Genomic DNA, 17,293 nt, shown 5'->3' with positions numbered 1-17,293 from the left:
GGGATTACGGCGAGTTGGCCAATTCGCCTGCCAACCAGGTGCGGAACAGGCGGACCTTGCGGCTGCGCGCCTTCGCCTCTGTCGTCACGAACCAATAGGCAAGATCGGTCTTCGCCTCCTGCGGGAAGGGCCGGACCAGACGGCCCGCGGCGAGCGCATCGGCGACCACCATCTGCCAGGCCAGCATCACCCCCTGCCCCGCCAGGGTCGCCTCCAGCGCCAGCACCGGATCGGTATAGGACGGGCCGGTCAGCTTGACCGGCGCCGATCCCGTGGCCAGGAACCAGGCGTCCCAATCGACCAGCGTGCCCTCGTCGGCGATCACGGGGACGTCGGCTAGGTCGGCGGGCCGGCGCAGCCGGTCGCGCCATTGCGGCGCGCAGACCGGGAAAAAGGGCTGCGCCGTCAGCGGTTCGGCCACCACGCCCGGCCAGGCGCCCCGCCCGAGCCGTATCGCGCAATCGACGTCGCTGCGGGCGAGATCGATGACATCGGTCGTCGCCACGAAGCGGATCTCGATCTCGGGATGGGCGCGAGTGAAATGGCCCAGCCGCTGCACCAGCCAGCGCGCCGCGAAGGTCGGCGCCGTGGTGATCGTCAGCATGCCGCGCTGGTCGCCATCGATGATGGCGAGCGCCTCGGAGAGCGAACGGAATCCCGCCTGCAGCGGCGGCAAGGCGGCTTCCAGCGCCGGCGTGGCGACCAGACCTCGCGGCGTGCGCTCGAAAAGATGAACGCCGAGTCGCGCCTCGGCGCGCTTAATATGCTGGCTGACAGCGCCAGGCGTAACGCCCAGTTCCGCCGCGGCGGTCGCAAGCGTTCCCGAACGGGCGACGATTTCTATAGCCCGCAGCGCGTTGAGTGGGACTTTGAAAGCCTCGGTCATATAGTTTTTCTAAAGTGTGACCGAGATCATGTCGATAGTGCCGCGAAGCATTTAGGACCATCTTGCCTCAGCGTCAGCCGAGGAGATCGATGATGACGATCCATGGACTCTTTCGCGCACTGATCGATTGGGCGGTCGCGCCGGAGCCCGTCGCCCACAATGCGAACGCAGTTTGGGATTTGACTGTCCGCGAGTTGGCCGATCTTCCGATCGGACCAGAGGCGGTCGATGCCCCGCAGGCGTTTCAACCGCAACCAGACAGTCGCTGTGCGTAATGCAGCGGCTGGGAGAGGAGTACATGATGCCCAGACAGCAAGCGACCCTCGCGACCCAGACCGGCCCGCGCGAGGAAAACCTGCAGAGCCACTACAAGGCTCTGAACCCGTGCCTGGCGGCCGCCGTGCTGCATGCGCGGCCGTCCGAGAAGAAGCTGCCGCAGATGACGATGTCGCGTTCGGGAGAGGATCGCGACTCCGAAATGGAATAGCCGCGCTGCCTGACCGGCGAACGGCCCTCACCTCCTGCGGGAGATGAGGGCGCGCGTTTCGGACGGCGGGCACCGTTCTTAACCTCTCCCTGAGGGAGAGGCGAAGAGCCGGTCGCCACCAGCCTGTGCTAGCCGCGATCGAGCCAGGTCACCTGCTCCGGCGTCAGCTGGATGTCGAGCGCGGACAGGCTGTCTTCCAGTTCTGCCAGCGTGCGCGGACCGATCAGCGGAACCACCGGGAAGGGCTGCGCCAGCACATAGGCGAGCGCGATGTGGATCGGTTCGCGGCCGAGCTTCTTGGCAAGCTCGATCGCGCGGTCGCGGCGCTCGAAGTTCTTTTCCGAATACCAGACCCGGACGATTTCCTCGTCGTCGCGCTTGTCGCGACCGGCGCGGTCGGTGAAGAAGCCGCGGCCCTGGCTCGACCAGGCGAAGTTCGGGATCTGGCGCTGGTTGAGCCAGGCCTTCCATTCGTCATCCGACGCCGCGACGCAGCCGGCCCAGATCGGGTCGAGCATTTCGGCGAGCGAGAAATTGTTGGATAGCGCGCCCGGCTTCTGCTTGCCGGTCTTTTCCGCATAGGCGATCGCCGCGTCCATGCGCTCGCGCGTCCAGTTGGAGCCGCCGAACGGGCCGCGAATGCGGCCAGCCTTCACCTCCGCATCCATAGCGTCGACGAATTCCGAGACCGGCACGTCCGGATTGTCGCGATGCATGAAGTAGATGTCGACATGGTCTGTCTGCAGCCGGTCGAGCGATTCCGTCAGCTGCTTGCTGATCACATCGGGATAGACGAGCGGCGAATGCGCGCCCTTGCCGATAACGACCGATTCATTGCGCACGCCCCGGCTGGTCAGCCAGTCGCCCAGGATCTTCTCGGTCTTGCCGCCGCCATAGATGTAGGCGGTGTCGAACAGATTGCCGCCGGCCTCGTGAAAGGCGTCGAGCAGCACGGAGGCGCTGGCGAAATCCGGGAAGAACTCGAAACCAAGCGCCGCCACCGAGGTCGGCTGGCTGACGCCGGCGAGCTGGCGCTTGGGGATCGACTTCGGTCCGCGCGAAAGCTTGGCGCCCTTGATCGTGGTGGTCTTGCGCGACGCCTTCTCGATGTCGAACACGAGGCCGACCGAGGCGCGCCACTTGTCGAGCGTGCGCAGGTTGCCGAGCGTATCGGCCCAGCTCATGCCGGGCGAATCCAGCTGCTGCTTGCCGGCGCGGATCGCCTCGCCGGCCGCATCGACCTCGAACGAATAGAGCCAGCCCGGCTCGACGACCTCGACAACTTCGACGGTGCCATCAGGACGGATGACGCGGATGGTGCCGGTGCCGCCCTCCTTGCCGCTGGCGAACCAGAAATCGGAAACCTCGATGCGGCCCTTGGTGCCGAGGATGCGCAGCACATTGTCCTGCGCCACCGACACGCTGCAGGAGACCTCGGCGATGATGTCATTCGGGAAAGTCAGGATCGCCGCCGCCCATTCGTCGACGCCGGACTTTCCAAGATGCGCCGAGCCCTGGACCTGGACCGGATCGACGAAGGGCTTGCCCGAGGCAGCGCCCGCGATCAGACGGGTCATCGACACCGGATAGCAGCCGACATCGAGAATGCCGCCGCCGGCGAGATCGTTGGAATAGAGGCGATGGTCGGGATCGAATTTCGGCATGGCGAAGCCGAAGCTCGACTTGATGGCGCGGACTTCGCCAATCGTGCCGCCGGCGACGAGATCATAGAGCCGCTTCGTCTGCGGATGCAGACGGTACATGAAGGCTTCGGCGGCGAAGGTGCCGGCCTTCTTGTGCGCGTGGAAGATCGCTTCCGCCTCATAGGCGGTCAGGCCGAGCGGCTTTTCGACCAGCACATGCTTGCCGGCTTCGGCGGCTTTGATCGCCCATTCGGCGTGGCCGGGATGCGGCGTCGCGATATAGACGGCATCGACCTCGGCATCGTCGAGCAGCGCCTGGTAGCCATCATGGATGCGGGCGCCGGGAAAATCGTCGGCAAGGCCCGACTTGGCGGGATTGCGGCTGCCGATCGCGACCAGCTGGCCGGTCTGCGAATGCGACAGGCCATCGCGAAACGCCTTGGCGATGCTGCCAGGTCCGATAATGCCCCAGCGGACGGGTTTCTGGGCCGAAGTCGTCATATCAGTCTCTTTCGTTGCAAGGCATCCGGCGCGGGAGCCGGATGTTGGAGGGAAGAAGGCGCCGCCTAGCCCTTGACCGCACCCATGGTCAGGCCGGCGACGAAATGACGTTGCATCAGGAAGAACATCAGCACCGGCGGGATCGCGACGAGCACCGTCGCGGCGGAGATGATGTTCCAGGCGGTGACATACTGGCCGCGCAAAGTGGCGAGACCCGCCGTCACCGGCCGAACCGTGTCGGCCTGGGTCAGCACCAGCGCCCAGAAATAGTCGTTCCAGACAAAGGTGAAGACCAGCACGCCGAGCGCCGCCAGCGCCGGACGCACCAGCGGCGTGACAATGTGCCAGAGCACCTGCCAGGGCGAGGTGCCCTCGACCCTGGCGGCCTCGAACAGTTCACCCGGCAGATCGGCAATGAAATTGCGCATGAACAGCGTCGCGAACCCGGTCTGGAAGACGGTGTGGAACAGGATCAGCGCATAGGGCGTGTCGTAGAGGCCGATCGTCAGCATGAAATCGCGAACCGGGATCATCAGGATCTGGTGCGGGATGAAGTTGCCGCCGATCAGCAGCGCGAACAACAGCATATTGCCACGGAAACGGTACCGCGCCAGCACGAAGCCCATCATGGTCGAGAGGATCATGACGAAGAAGACCGTCGGCAGCGTGATGACCAGCGAATTGAAGAAGAAGCGCGCCATCGCCGTCTGGGTGAAGACGGCCTGGTAGTTCTCGAAGAGATTGAAGCTCTTGGGCCAGCCCCAGTAATTACCGACCATCAGATCCTCTTGCGAGCGGATCGAGGTGATGGTGATGGCGACCAGCGGCAGTAGCCACAGGGCGAGCACCACGACGATGGCGACTGGATAGAGCGCGCGGATGGCCGGACGGGCCTGCTGGACGGGAAGTGGATAGCTCATCGTTCGCGCCTCGCCTCGGCACGCATGACGCGGCTCAGATAGAAGACGATGAACACCGCCATGACGCCGAACAGGACTGTGGCGATCGCCGCCGCATAGCCCATCCGGTAGGAGAAGATCGCCTGCTCGTACATCTGGTAGGCGAGCACGGAGGAGGATCCGTAGGGCCCGCCCTGCGTCATGATCGCGATCAGGTCGAAGCTCCGGAGCGCCCCGATCACCGTCACGGTGAGCGCGATAAAGCTCGCAGCGCGCAGCTGCGGCAGCACGATGTGCCAGAACATCGGAAAGCCCTTGGCGCCATCGACGCGGCCGGCGCCCAGCACGTCCTCGTCAAGATTGTTGAGCCCGGCGAGAAACAGCACCATGCAGAAGGCGACCTGCGGCCAGAGCGCGGCGGCGACGATGCCGAATGTCACCAGGTCCGGGTCGGAAAGGATCGCCGGCGCAGAGGCGCCGAAGGCGTTGAAGATCAGCGCCAGCATGCCGAAGGTCGGATCGTAGAACCAGGAATAGACGACGCCGACGGTGACCGGCGCCAGCACGAGCGGCATGAAGAACAGCGACTTGGCCAGCCGGATGCCCCTGATCTTCTGGTTGACCAGTAGCGCCAGCACCAGCCCCCCGACCGGCGCGAGTAGGAAAAGCACCAGCCAGATGACGTTGTTCTTCAGGCTGGTGAGGAACTGCGGATCCGAGAAAAGCTCGATGTAATTGCCGAGGCCCACCCAGCTTTTCGGGCCGATGCCATCCCATTCATAGAGGCTGAGGCGAAAGCTCTGCAGCGTGGGGATGACGATGATCAGCATGAACAGGATCAGGCCCGGGGCCAGCAGCAGCACCGGCGTAATCCATTCGCGATGCCGCCGCCAGGGCGAACTCGGCCGCCTCGTCGCGGCGCGAACCGCCGAAGCCTGCAGGACGTCTGTCATTCGTATTCCACCCGGTCTGTCCGATCGGTGGCCGGGATGCACGCGGCCGGGAAAACCCGAACCGCCGCGAACCCGGCCTGTCGGCAACCGGCGCGGTCGACCCGCGCCGGCTGCATCGGCCCGTCTCAGCTCGGCTTGTAGATGCGCTTGCGCGCCTGCTCGAGCCGGGCCTGGACCGCCTTGCGGCTCTTCGGGTCCGCCATGAACTGCTGGAATCCATTCATGCCGATCTGCGCCATGTCGGGGTCGGTGTCGCGGTCGTAATATTGCGAGGCCGACTTGGCCGACTTGAGGATCTCCTGCCCCTTTTCGAGCAGCCAGTCCTTCTTCAGCACCGGCACGTCCGAGCGGGTCGGGATGTTGCCTTCCGGCTCGACCCAGAGCGCCAGCCGCTCCGGCTGGTAGAAGAACTCGATGAACTGGCGGGCCAGGTCCTTGTTCTTCGCACCGGAGGGGATGTGCATGGAATCGACCGGGAACTCCTCGGCGGTGGGCACGGCCGGGTCGATCGTCGGGAACTGCAGGTAGGTGTACTTGTCGAGGTCGGCGGCCGGGATGTTGCGGGTCAGGAACTGGCCCATCAGATACATGCCGGCCTTGCCCTGCAGCAGAAACGGCACCGCGCCCTGCCAGTCATAGGAGGTGTGGTTGGGAATGAAGAACTTCTTGTCGATCAGTTCCTGCCACTTGTCGAAGACCGCATCGAGCTTGGGATCCTCGTAGGAGGCCTCACCGGCCATCAGCTTCATGTGGAAGTCGTAGCCGTTGATGCGCAGGTTCAGATAGTCGAACCACGCCGCCGAGGGCCAGAGATCCTTGGTGCCGATGGCGAAGGGCGAAATGCCGTCCGCGACCATCTTGTCGCCGAAAGCGACCAGCTCGTCCCAGGTGGCCGGCGCCTTGCCGCCGGCATACTTGTCGAGATAGTCCTTGCGCGCCCAGATGCCCCAGAAGCTGGCGCCGGTCGGCACGCCATATTGCTTGCCGTCGACGGTGACCGTGGTCGTCAGAGCGCCGACCTTGTCGGCCCAGCCCTCCTTGACCCAGAGATCCGAGATATCGTCGAACAGGCCGCGATTGACAAAGGCGCGCATGCGATCGCCCGAGAACCACAGGCAGACATCCGGCGGATTGGCGACGAGGAAGTTGCGGATCGCCGTCTTGTAGCCCTCATGGTCCATCGCATTCTGCTGGACCTTGATGCCGGTTTCCTTCGTGAATTCCTCGATGAACTGGGCCATCAGCTTGCGCTGGCCCTCGCCGCTGATGTTGGTGTTGATCGTGAGGGTGCGGTCGTCGGCCAAAGCGGCCGTGGACCATCCGCCTCCGAGCGCCGCGACGCCGGCGCCCGCCGCCAGCGTCTTGAGCACAGTGCGGCGACTAGCCGTGCCAAAGGGCACGTCAGAACGTTTCTTCATGCTTGTTCCTCCCAAGGACCCTGTTCAACGAACGCCCTCGGATCGGCGCGGCCCTCCAACCGCATGCTGCCGACCTCGAACGATCGAAGCCTCTACCCATAGTCCGCGGGCATTAGGGATCCGGCGTCGCACCTTTGTCAATGCAGCGCCGCAAGCAAATCCCAGCCTTGTAATCGTTACAAAATTCGGCTTAAAGCAGGACTGAAATATCGCGGCAAGTTCGCGCCACCTGAAAATATAATAGTATAAACAAAACCCCTCATTTCTATACTTGAAAACCGAGCCCCCCCGCCGCGCCCGGACTCTCCCAGGCGCCGTTGAATTAGTTAATCAGCGCGGCGAGCGGCAGCGATACCTGCGGGGTAAAGATCTCTACGCGGCCGGCCATTGGCCGTGGAAAGCGAAGTCCGAGACCGCCAGCCGCTCCCGTCCGCCCAATTCGCGCAGCCGGTCGCGCTCGGGCAGCATGTCCGGATCGCCGGGAAAGCCGATGCCGATTCCCGTGCAGGGCTCGAAGCCTTCCGGCACATTGGCGGCGGCGATCACCTTGTCACTGTCGAAGCCGCCGAACGGATGCACGGCGAGGCCGTTGGCGGTCGCCTGCAGCAGCAGATAGCCGAGCGCGATGCCGGTGTCGTGCCGGTTGTGCCAGAGCGAGCGGCCGCTGTCCGAGTGAAGCTTCGCGACCGCATAGGCGAGCACCGAGACGCGGCGGACCCAGGGCTGGTTGCCCTCTACCGCGCAATCGACCAGCGCATCGAAGAACGGCTCGCCGCGAAAGGCATAGACGAAGCGCCAGGGCTGCGTGTTGCTGGAGGACGGCGCCCAGCGGGCGGCCTCGAACAGCGGCTTCAGATCAGCTTCCGTCAGCGTCTTCTCGGGATCGAAGGCGCGCGGGCTCCAACGCTCGGCGATCACGGGCAGGATCGGTACGGCGGTATCGGCAGGCTTCCGCATTCTCAGGCTCTCCATGGCGGCGCGTCGTCCCGAAGCGCCCGCGGCGATCGTAGAGCCCCACCGGCCGCGCGTAATCCCCCCGGCTTGAGAATTCGCGGCCATGATGTTTGATCAACGCCCGTGAAGGCGAAGCAGATTCGCCCTGGGAGGAGCAGCATCGATGAAGAACGTTCTCGCCTATGGCGATTCCAACACCTGGGGCGCCGCCACCGTCCCCCGCCCCGACGAACGCTATGCGCGCGACGAGCGCTGGACCGGCGTGGCCCAGGCGGAACTCGGCCCGGACTGGCATGTGATCGAGGAAGGCCTGCCCGGCCGCTCGACCGTTCATTCCGACCCGGTCGAGGGCGAATACATGAACGGCAAGACCTATCTCCTGCCGTGCCTCAGGAGCCACCGGCCGCTCGACGTCGTCGTCATCATGCTGGGCACCAACGACCTCAAGGCGCGCTTCCACGTGCCGGCCGAGGATATCGCCAAGGGCGTCGGCGAACTGATCAAGGTCATCAAGCAGGCCGAGGCCGGCAATGACGCCGGCGTGCCGAAGATCCTGGTGGTCGCGCCGCCGCCGATGCTCGACCACACCGGCCAGAAGCCGGAATACACCCCGATGCTGGAAGGCGGCTACGCCAAGTCGCTGAAGTTCGCCACGCTCTATGCGGCGATCGCCAAGGAGCATGGCGTGGCCTTCCTGGATGCCGGCCAGCATATCCGCTCCAGCGCCTTTGACGGCATCCATCTGGATCCGGCCGACCAGGCCGCGCTGGGCAAGGCCATCGCCGCCGTCGTCAAGACGCTCGCCTGATCCGGGCTCTCCACGATCCGGCCGCCGCGCGGCAGATTGACGATGCGCCTCCGAGCGCATCGCCAAGGATCAGGCCATCCGCAAGGCGTGGCTACCATCGGCCTCGCGGGCGCTTTCATTCAGCAGTTCGCTGATCGCCGCCGCCGACATCGGCCGGGCAAAGGCGAAGCCCTGCAGATAGGAACAGCCCGCCTGCCGCATGATCTCGGCATCGGCCTCGGATTCGATGCCTTCCGCGGTGACCTCGAGATTGAGGGCGCGGCCAAGCCCGATGGTCGCCTCGCACAGGCGCCGCGTCTCGAGGTCGACCGAGACGCCATGCACCAGCGACCGGTCGATCTTCAGCTTGTCGAACGAGAACCGGCGCAGATAGCCGATCGAGGAATAGCCCGTCCCGAAATCGTCCAGCGCCACGCTGACGCCCAGTATCCGCAGGGAGGCGACGATGTGCTGCGCGCGGTCGGGGAAAGTGACGAGATGCGTCTCGGTCATCTCGACCTCGAGGCGCTCGGCCGGGAACCCGGTTTCCTGCAGGATGGCAGCGAGATTGCGATCGAAGCCGGGATTGCGGAACTGCACCGGCGACACATTGATCGCCAGCCGGATTTCCGGCCATTGCAGCGCGTCGCGGCAGGCATGGCGCAGCACCCAGTCGCCGACTGCGTCCATCAGGCCGTTTTCCTCGGCGACATTGATGAACAGGTCCGGTGAAACGGACCCCTGTCGCGGGTGATCCCAGCGCAGCAGCGCCTCGACCAGGGCGGGCCGCATGCTCTGCGCCTCATAGATCGGCTGGTAGACGACATGCAGCGCGTCGGTGGCCAAGGCATCGCGCAATTCGTCGGCCAGCCGCTTGCGGTCGGTCTTCTCGGCGTCGATCGACCAGTCGTAGAACGCGACGCGGCTGCGGCCCATTTCCTTGGCCTGGTACATCGCAACATCGGCGCGGCGGAGCAATTCGTCGGCAGTGATGGATTCGCCATCGACGACGGCGATGCCGACGCTGGTGCCGATCGCGATCACCCGGTCGTCGATCAGGATCGGCCCGTTCAGGTAGCGGACCAGCCGGTTGCCGATCTCGTCCGCCGACGCGACCGATTCACGATTGTCGAGGACGAGCGCGAACTCGTCGCCGCCCACGCGCGCCAGCAATCCCCGCCGCATGCAGATGGCTTCGAAGCCGCGCGCCACCCGGCGCAGCAGGCGGTCGCCCATCTCGTGGCCATAGGAGTCGTTGACCTCCTTGAACCCGTCGAGATCGAGAAACAGCACCGCGACCGGCTGCACGGGCCGGCGGCTCACCGCCACTTCCAGCGCCCGCGTCAGCGCCACGCGATTGGGCAGGCCGGTCAGGCTGTCATGGTTGGCGTCATAGACGGCCTGGCGCTCGCGCCGGCGTACGGCGACGAGATTGGCGTAGCCGATGCCGAGCAGGAACAGGATCGTCAACCCGATGATGCCGAGGGTCAGATAGGCCATCGGCGCGACGCGCGAGAAGGCCTCGTTGCCGCGGCTGCGTTGCGTCCAGTTCAGCGATCCCAGCGGCTTGCCGGAGGGATCGAGCAGCCGGACGCCCTCTGTCACATGGTTCGGATCGAAGCTCAGCGACAGGCCGTCGATCACGAAATCCTCGCCCATCTGGCGGATGGAGGGATCATCGAGCGTATGCGAGAGCACCAGCATGCGCGGCCGACCGACTGGCGGCGGCACCGCGTCGGACAAGGGAAAGACCGACCCGACCGCCACGACGGCGATGGCGCCCGATCGGTCCTTCATCAGGCCGACCTTGGAATCGAAGGCGGCATACTGGCCTGCCAGCCCCCCGATCAGGGTCTGGAGCGGAGAGCCGAACTCCTCCAGCGCGCTGCGCGGCGCGATGCCGCCCCGTCGAAAGGAGAAGACGGTCTGTCCCCTTTCGTCGAGCAGGTAGGCCGCGTCGAAGAAGACCCCGGTGCGTGTCGCATCGCGGAAATTATTGTTGGCGAAGTCCTTGTCGATCTCGCCATAGAGCTTGATCGCGGCGTCGTCCCAGACCGAGTAGTCGCCATGGATCTGACGCATGCGTTTCTCGAAAGCGCGCAGCGACGCCGCAGCCGAGCGCTCCGTCGCGATATCGTCGATCCGGTCGACCTCGCCCGCCATTTCGTTCAGCGCGAAGATCATGAACATGATCGAGCCGGCCAGCACGAGCAACACTGGCAGGGCAACGCGCAGACCAAACCGAAAGGTGGATCGCTGGAGAAAACTCATGACACCGTGACAAGACCATGTTCCGCAACGTCATTCAATTCGCCGCAAGAGAGGGGCGGCGTAATCCTGCGAAGTTGCTTAATCGCTACCCCGAGTAACGTGTTTCGCAAGCAAAACCGCAAGCGGCGTGTCCGCTTCGACAGTGATATCCGCCAGATCCAGCCAGCCGGCCAGATGTCGCAATTCCTCGGCCAGCGCCGTCACCATGGGCTCCGGCTTGCGCAGGCTCGCCTCGGCGAAGACGCCGAGGATGCGCAGGCGCCCCGCCGCGCGGTCCGCCTTGAGATCGACCCGCGCCTCGAGCCGGCCCCGATGCAGGAACGGCATGACGAAATAGCCGAAGATGCGCTTCGGGCCGGGGGTATAGAATTCGAGCCGGTAATGGAAATCGAAGATCCGCTCGGTGCGGGGACGATGCCAGACCAGCGGATCGAACGGCGACAGCAGCGCGGTCGGCGTCGCCCGGGCGGGAATGGCGGCGCCATCGACCAGATAGCCCTGCTGCTTCCAGCCTTCGACCGTCACCGGCCGCAGCGCGCCCGCCTCGACCAGTTCGCCCAGCGCGAGGCGGGCCTCCGCCACCGGCAGGCGGAAATAATCACGGATGTCGGTCTCCGTCGCCACGCCATGCGCCTTCGCGCCGGCCAGCGCCAGCGCGCGGATGGCGTCTGCCTCGCTCGGCGTCGCGATCGCGCCGATCTCGGCGGGGATGACGCGCTCGGTCAGGTCATAGACCCGTTCGAAGGCACCCCGCCTGTGGCCGGTCGTGACCTCGCCGGCCCAGAACAGGAATTCGAGCGCCGTCTTGCCCTTGTGCCAGCCCCACCAAGGCCCGCTGCGGGTTCCGGGATCATCCAGTTCGCTCGCCGCGAGCGGTCCGCGTCGGCGGATCTCGTCGACCACGGCGCGGACATAATCGCGATTCTCGGAAGCGAAGCGGGAAAGGCCGGTATAGATGCCGACGCCGGAGGCCGCGCGCTGCATGCGCCAGCGCATCAAGGGATGGAGTTCGAGCGGCAGCAGCGACGCCTCATGCGCCCAATATTCGAACAGGGCGCGCTTCTTGCCGCCGGCAAAGGCGCGCGCGTCGAGCGCGGCGCGATCATAGGCGCCGATGCGGCTGAAGGTCGGCAGATAGTGCGAGCGCACCAGCACGTTGACGGAATCGAGCTGCAGCAGCCCCATCTGCCCGATGACAGGCGATATCTGCCGCCACGACGACAACTTCGCCTGGCGCCGGCCGCCAAATCCCTGGGCGGCCAGCGCAATGCGCCTCGCCTCGTCTGCTGTCAGTCCGTCCGTCACCGGCAATCCCCCGCCCTCACCCCGCGTTTATGGCAAAGCGCGGAGGCGGAAGCCATACCGGCCTCGTCCTACGGCGTGGGATCAGGATTGGAGGTTGAGCGCCGAGCGGCCGGATTCGAAGCCAGGCAGCTCCAGCTCCGGCAGGATCCGCCGGCTTTCGCCCAGCCGCGCCAGCAAGGCGGAGATCTCGGCCGCCGGCATCGGCTTGGCCAGATAATAGCCCTGCACATATTCGCACTGGAGCAGGCGCAGCAGCTGCAGCTGTTCCACCGTCTCGATTCCCTCCGCGACCACGGCAATGTCCATGGCGTCGCCGAGCGCGATCATCGACTGGATCAGCGCGTTGGCGGTTGGGTTGGTGCCGAGCTCGGATATGAACGACTTGTCAATCTTGAGCCAGTCGAACGGGAACTGGCGCAGATAGCCGATCGACGAGAAGCCGGTGCCGAAATCGTCGAGCGACAGGCCGAAGCCCATCGACTTCAGCCGTGCCAGCTTGCGCTTGGCGATCGTAGGATTGCGGACCAGCAGCCCCTCGGTCAACTCCAGCTTGAAGCGGTTGGGCACGACGTCATGCCGGCGCGCGATGGCGCCGAGATCATTGGCGAAGCTCGGATCGCGCAGCTGGGCCGGCGACACGTTGATCGACATACGCAGGCCCGGCCAGTCGACCATGTCCTGGCAGGCGCGCTGGAACACGAACTTGCCGATGTCGTGGATCGCGCCAGTCTCTTCGGCGACGGGAATGAACTCCGCCGGCGAGACGCGGCCGAACTCCTTCGAGTCCCAACGCACCAGCGCCTCGAGCGAAACCACAGCCAGGTCGCTGGCCCGCACGATCGGCTGGTAGACGACCGACATCTCATTGGCTTCGATGGAGCCGCGCAAGGCCATGCCGAGCCGCTTGCGATGCAGCGCACCGGTCTCGAGGCCGGGATGATACGGCACGGCGTCGCGTTCGGCGGCGTTCTTGGCCTGGTACATGGCGAGGTCGGCGCGGCGAAGCAGTTCATCCGGCGACACGTCGATGCCGTCGGACACCGCATATCCGACGGCGGCCGTCACCTGGAACTGGAAGCCGGTGACCGTGAAGGGCTGGTCCAGCGCATGCACCATGGCGGAGGCGACCCCCCGCGACGGCGTCAAGCGCCGGCCGGCCGGTAAGCGCCACGGCGAATTCGTCGCCGCCGACGCGGGCAAAGCGGGCATCGGGCGGCAGGATCATCGACAGCCGCTCGGCCAGCATGCCGACCAGCGCGTCGCCGCCCTGGTGGCCGATCGAGTCGTTGACCGACTTGAAGCCGTTGATGTCGAGATAGATGATCGCCGCCTCGCCCCGGGCGCAGGCTTCCTCGAAGGACGCGCTGGCGCTGAGCTCGTTGAAGCCGAAGCGGTTGGTGAGGCCGGTCAGGCTGTCCGTGCGGGCCGCCTCGATGGCATGCTTCTCGCTCAGGGCCTGCGACAGCGCCAGGCGCCGGGCGCGCAGCACCGTCCACATGGCGATCAGGCAGAAGATCAGCAATCCGCCGGCGATCGGCGCCACGACATTGCGCAGCACGGCGAAGCCCGGCGTCGGCGGCGTCCAGACCAGGCGTCCGATCACCTTGCCGAAAATATCGCGGATTTCGGGAAATTCCCGCGTGGCGTCCGTGACCGCGTCGGCCCGCTCCAGACGCAGATCATTGATCAGGAAGCTGCGGCCGAGCTCGGAAAGGCGCTGGTTGTTGAGATAGAAACCCATGGCCAGGAGCGGCAGGGTCGCGGGATCGACCGCGCCGGCATTCGAGACGGGCGCGATGCGGGACACAGCGAAAAGCAGGATTCCGGCCGGCGTCTCGACATAGCTGGAGCGGGCGGCGTTGTTCTCGACCGGTGCGGTGCGGATCAGGTCCTCGATCTTGCCGATCAGCGCCGGCGACATGACCGACGCCGTGTTTGGCGCCTCGGGTGGCGTCCACCAGCCATATTTGACCTGGTGGTCCGGCGACACGATGACGAGGAAATCGGCGATCTGGGTGTCGACGATACCCGTGCCGATATTGGCATCGATCCAGGCGGCGTCGCCGCGCTGGTAGGCGTCGTAGGCTTCTTCCCACCAGGAATAGTCGTTCGCCAAGCCCTGGACGCGCGTATGCATGGCATCGATGCCACCCATCACCATGGTGCGTGTCTGGGCGGCGGCCTGGTCGTTCTGGCGATAGGCCATCCATGCCACGCCCGCAATGACGGTCACGACCGTCACCAGGATACCGGCAACCAGGTTAAACGTTATACGCCCGGCGATCGGGTGAGACATGACGTGTCCATCTCAATTGGCGACACGCAAACTTACGCACCAGCCTTTTATGCCGATTTAACTCGATACAGCGCATTTTAGACAAACGCCGAAACCGGGCGAGTTGTTGACGGCATGCCGGACGCGGCCCGAGGCCCTGTTTCGAACTAAATTCCGACTGCAAATCCGTACTTTCCAGCATGGGGCAACCGTGTGAAAGTGTTCAGTAGATTTGAATATAATATGGTTGACAAACCGTCGAACTTGTCGCCATTTTCCCGACAAAACTGTATGCATCAAGTCTGGGCTATGTTGCGGGGGCAATATGAACTTCCCACCGGATGACGATTCGGCTGGGATGGCGTCATCGGCCGTCGGCTGCCCTTTTCACACTGTCGCTAAGGCCCCTTCGGACAGTGAATTCGAAGATTGGCTCCAGACGGATCTGCGTTGTTCCGCGGGAAAGCGCGAGTTTCAGCTCGGCCGATACACGGTCGCGCATGTTCGCAACGGCTATCAGTTCCTGGAAGCGCTGAAGACCTTTCGGCTGGATGTCGATGACTACCGCAAGACGGGATTCCTGGCGATCGTCCCCTCCTGCGAGCCCTTCGACAATTCGGTCGATGAACTTCGCACGCTGGGCCAGATCCTGGTCGATGCCGGCCTTGCGGAGAGCGCGGGCGCGCTGATCAACAGCCAGACGGTGGCGATCCCGTTCGACGTCGTCTGCCCGGTCACGAACATTCCCACCATCTACGAGTTCTTCCCGGTCGCCTTCTGCCCCCATGCCCGCTCGGTGGCCGATCCCCTCTATGATCCGGCGCTCAGCACGCCTTTCCTCGCCATCAACACGACCTCCGACGCGTTTGCCTTCGGCATGCTGGTGCGTGACCTGAGCCTGCGCCATTTTCGCGTTCCGCCGCACGAGATCCGCGACCGGCACGAACTGGAGCGGTTGCTGCACAAATGCGCCGTCGTCTGGCAGAATATGTCGGCCAACACGATCACGAGCTACAACAAGGTCTCGGAAATCCCGGCGCGGGCGGTGCACCTCTCGGCCGACAAGCGGACCTGGACCGCGCCGCACAACGACCCCGTGTTTGCCGAGATGGTGAAAGAGCCGCACGATCACGAAATGCCGGCCCTCTATGCCAATCGCCTCTGCGAGCGCTGGATCGCCGCCTTATTTGACGGGCAAGCCCTGATGGCCGCCCGGGACGGACAGTCTGGCGGCACCCCCGCCTTCGATTTCAGGAAGTGATCCGATGAGCTACACCAACGAGGACTTCATCGAGGTCCGCTCGATCAGCGACGATCACCAGACCATCCATGCCAAGGCTACCGTGCCGAAGGACACCCTGCTCGGCTTCTTCGACGGCAAGGCCATGCTGATCGACCTCGACAAGCAGAGCGAGCTCGACGACTACTGGTGGCGGCAATCGGTCCATCTCAAGCTGATCGGCCGCAAGCTGCTGTGCCTGCTGCCGATGGAAGAGCCGGCCGGCATCGATTTCCTCAATCACTCCTGCCGTCCGAATACGCGCGTCGAAGAGCAGCTGTACGTCTTCGCCGATCGCGAGATCGCGGCGGGCGAGGAACTGACCGCCGACTACCGGACCTTCGATCTGGTGCCCCAGGGCATCAAGTGCTGGTGCCCCGAGCCCAACTGCGAGATCTGATGCCCTCCCCAGACAAGACGAAATCCGCCGCGCGCACCCGCTATTGGCGCGTCGCGGGCGTCCTGCTGCTGATCGGCATCGAGGCGCTGCTGTTTGGCTATTCCTATCCGTTCTTCTCGCTCGCATTGGAAAAGAAGGGCATCGCCACCTGGCTGATCGGCCTCAACGCGTCGATCGCCGGCGCCGGCATCCTGATCTTCGGGCCCTTCGTGCCCTGGCTGATCGACCGCATGGGCCTGCGCCTGCTGGTCGCGGCCCAGTTCGCGCTGTCGCTGGCCTCCTTTGCCGCCATCTTCGCCTTTGACAACATCGCCGTCTGGTTCATCGCCCGCTTCGTCATGGGCACCTGCTTCTCGGCGCTCTGGACCACCACCGAGATCTGGCTGAACGGCGTGGTCGACGACCGCAATCGCGGCCGCATCGTCGGCGCGTCGGGCACGCTCTATGCCGCCTGCCAGTTCATGGGCCCGTTGCTGCTTTCCGGCACCGGCTCGACCGGCAGCCTCCCCCTTATCGCCGCCATGGTGCCGCTGGCGATCGGCGTCGCGGTGGCGCTGTCGATCCGCTCGGCGGTCGGCGAGGTCGACGACGAGGAAGAGAGCGGCGACGTCCATACGCTGCGCATGTCGCTGACGCTGGCCGGCAGCCTGATCGCCGCCGCCTTCCTGACCGGCATCGGCGAAACCGCGATGCAGAGCCTGTTGCCGCTCTACGGTCTCGCCCACGGGCTGAACGACGCCGGCGCCTCGCGCCTGGTCGCGGTGTTCAGCCTCGGCGAAGCCGTGCTGATCGTGGCGCTCGGCTGGTTCGCCGACCGGCATGGCCGCCGGCTGACGCTGATCGGCACGGCCGGCCTTGCCGTCGTCAGCACGCTCGCCTTCCCCTTTGTCATGGACAAGGCCTTCCTGCTGGAGCCGGTGGTGTTCATCGCCGGCGGCACGGTATCGGGCCTCTACACGCTCGGCATCGTGCTGATCGGCCAGGATTTTCGCGGCCAGCGCCTGGCGGTGGTCTCGACCGGCTTCGCCATGGCCTATTCGGCAGGCTCCGTCATCGGCTCGACGCCGATCGGTTTCCTGATGGACCTGTTCGGCGCAGAAGCCCTGCCCGTCACCGTGGCGCTGGGCTTCGTCGCGCTGCTGATCTTCCTGGTCCGCCCGGGCCAGAAGAAGGCGGCGGAAGCCCCCGCCGACTGAACCTCGATTCCCGCCTGTGCCGCGTCATGCAGTGGCACA

Annotated in this window: 16 protein-coding genes; 6 read left to right on the top strand and 10 right to left on the bottom strand. The window is 65.1% G+C overall.

Features of this window, described 5'->3' with window-relative positions:
• Positions 1 to 4: 4 nt before the first annotated feature.
• Entirely contained in the window at positions 5 to 886 is an 882-nt protein-coding gene (locus ACHMWQ_RS11740) for a LysR substrate-binding domain-containing protein (protein WP_396307598.1), read from the bottom strand.
• Between the two features lie 89 nt (positions 887 to 975).
• On the opposite strand from ACHMWQ_RS11740, the gene ACHMWQ_RS11735 reads away from it, so the two are divergent.
• Positions 976 to 1,161 (top strand): hypothetical protein, encoded by a 186-nt coding sequence (locus ACHMWQ_RS11735; protein WP_354548225.1) that lies wholly within the window; start codon positions 976 to 978, stop codon positions 1,159 to 1,161.
• A gap of 26 nt (positions 1,162 to 1,187) precedes the next feature.
• The gene (locus ACHMWQ_RS11730) at positions 1,188 to 1,373 is read left to right on the top strand and encodes a hypothetical protein (protein WP_354548224.1); all 186 of its coding nucleotides are present in this window, start codon (positions 1,188 to 1,190) and stop codon (positions 1,371 to 1,373) included.
• 128 nt (positions 1,374 to 1,501) lie between these two features.
• Here ACHMWQ_RS11730 and ACHMWQ_RS11725 read toward each other — a convergent pair whose 3' ends face one another.
• The 5 genes from ACHMWQ_RS11725 to ACHMWQ_RS11705 all read right to left on the bottom strand — a co-directional run bounded on the left by ACHMWQ_RS11725 (position 1,502) and on the right by ACHMWQ_RS11705 (position 7,744).
• The gene (locus ACHMWQ_RS11725) at positions 1,502 to 3,517 is read right to left on the bottom strand and encodes an aldo/keto reductase (RefSeq protein WP_354548222.1); all 2,016 of its coding nucleotides are present in this window, start codon (positions 3,515 to 3,517) and stop codon (positions 1,502 to 1,504) included.
• A gap of 65 nt (positions 3,518 to 3,582) precedes the next feature.
• Positions 3,583 to 4,437 carry a carbohydrate ABC transporter permease gene (locus ACHMWQ_RS11720; protein ID WP_396307597.1) on the bottom strand — a complete coding sequence of 285 codons (855 nt, stop codon included), beginning with the start codon at positions 4,435 to 4,437 and terminating at the stop codon, positions 3,583 to 3,585.
• A complete protein-coding gene (locus tag ACHMWQ_RS11715) occupies positions 4,434 to 5,369 on the bottom strand; it encodes a carbohydrate ABC transporter permease (RefSeq protein WP_396307596.1) in 936 nt (311 codons plus the stop codon). The genes ACHMWQ_RS11720 and ACHMWQ_RS11715 overlap by 4 nt, the downstream gene beginning before the upstream one ends.
• Before the next feature lie 125 nt (positions 5,370 to 5,494).
• Positions 5,495 to 6,787 carry an extracellular solute-binding protein gene (locus tag ACHMWQ_RS11710; protein ID WP_354548218.1) on the bottom strand — a complete coding sequence of 431 codons (1,293 nt, stop codon included), beginning with the start codon at positions 6,785 to 6,787 and terminating at the stop codon, positions 5,495 to 5,497.
• A 372-nt stretch (positions 6,788 to 7,159) separates the two neighbouring features.
• Positions 7,160 to 7,744, bottom strand: coding sequence for a nitroreductase family protein (locus ACHMWQ_RS11705; protein ID WP_396307595.1), 585 nt, complete (start codon positions 7,742 to 7,744; stop codon positions 7,160 to 7,162).
• A gap of 160 nt (positions 7,745 to 7,904) precedes the next feature.
• On the opposite strand from ACHMWQ_RS11705, the gene ACHMWQ_RS11700 reads away from it, so the two are divergent.
• Positions 7,905 to 8,549: an SGNH/GDSL hydrolase family protein gene (locus tag ACHMWQ_RS11700; RefSeq protein WP_396307594.1), complete on the top strand. Its 645-nt coding sequence runs from the start codon at positions 7,905 to 7,907 to the stop codon at positions 8,547 to 8,549.
• Between the two features lie 69 nt (positions 8,550 to 8,618).
• On the opposite strand, the gene ACHMWQ_RS11695 is transcribed toward ACHMWQ_RS11700, so the two are convergent.
• The 4 genes from ACHMWQ_RS11695 to ACHMWQ_RS11680 all read right to left on the bottom strand — a co-directional run bounded on the left by ACHMWQ_RS11695 (position 8,619) and on the right by ACHMWQ_RS11680 (position 14,400).
• Positions 8,619 to 10,745, bottom strand: a complete 2,127-nt coding sequence (locus ACHMWQ_RS11695) for a putative bifunctional diguanylate cyclase/phosphodiesterase (RefSeq protein ID WP_396307593.1) — start codon at positions 10,743 to 10,745, stop codon at positions 8,619 to 8,621.
• 132 nt (positions 10,746 to 10,877) lie between these two features.
• Positions 10,878 to 12,104: a winged helix-turn-helix domain-containing protein gene (locus ACHMWQ_RS11690; protein ID WP_396307592.1), complete on the bottom strand. Its 1,227-nt coding sequence runs from the start codon at positions 12,102 to 12,104 to the stop codon at positions 10,878 to 10,880.
• Positions 12,105 to 12,185: 81 nt separating this feature from the next.
• Positions 12,186 to 13,220, bottom strand: a complete 1,035-nt coding sequence (locus ACHMWQ_RS11685; RefSeq protein WP_396307591.1) for a putative bifunctional diguanylate cyclase/phosphodiesterase — start codon at positions 13,218 to 13,220, stop codon at positions 12,186 to 12,188.
• Complete coding sequence (locus ACHMWQ_RS11680) at positions 13,114 to 14,400, bottom strand: diguanylate cyclase domain-containing protein (RefSeq protein WP_396307590.1); 1,287 nt, start codon at positions 14,398 to 14,400, stop codon at positions 13,114 to 13,116. Before ACHMWQ_RS11680 ends, ACHMWQ_RS11685 begins: the two co-directional genes overlap by 107 nt.
• A 337-nt stretch (positions 14,401 to 14,737) precedes the next feature.
• Here ACHMWQ_RS11680 and ACHMWQ_RS11675 point away from each other — a divergent pair, with 337 nt between their 5' ends.
• Genes ACHMWQ_RS11675 through ACHMWQ_RS11665 form a run of 3 tightly spaced genes read left to right on the top strand, consistent with a single transcriptional unit; the run spans position 14,738 to position 17,254 of the window.
• Positions 14,738 to 15,640 carry a hypothetical protein gene (locus tag ACHMWQ_RS11675; RefSeq protein WP_396307589.1) on the top strand — a complete coding sequence of 301 codons (903 nt, stop codon included), beginning with the start codon at positions 14,738 to 14,740 and terminating at the stop codon, positions 15,638 to 15,640.
• Between the two features lie 4 nt (positions 15,641 to 15,644).
• Entirely contained in the window at positions 15,645 to 16,058 is a 414-nt protein-coding gene (locus ACHMWQ_RS11670; RefSeq protein ID WP_354548209.1) for an SET domain-containing protein, read from the top strand.
• On the top strand, positions 16,058 to 17,254 hold the full coding sequence (locus tag ACHMWQ_RS11665; protein WP_396307588.1) for an MFS transporter: 1,197 nt from the start codon (positions 16,058 to 16,060) through the stop codon (positions 17,252 to 17,254). The genes ACHMWQ_RS11670 and ACHMWQ_RS11665 overlap by 1 nt, the downstream gene beginning before the upstream one ends.
• Positions 17,255 to 17,293: the final 39 nt, after the last annotated feature.

It is taken from the genome of Kaistia sp. UC242_56 (assembly GCF_044452255.1).
Classification (GTDB): domain Bacteria; phylum Pseudomonadota; class Alphaproteobacteria; order Rhizobiales; family Kaistiaceae; genus Kaistia; species Kaistia defluvii_A.
Note: the sequence above shows the minus strand (reverse complement) of the source record. Positions and strands in the feature narration are given on the sequence as shown.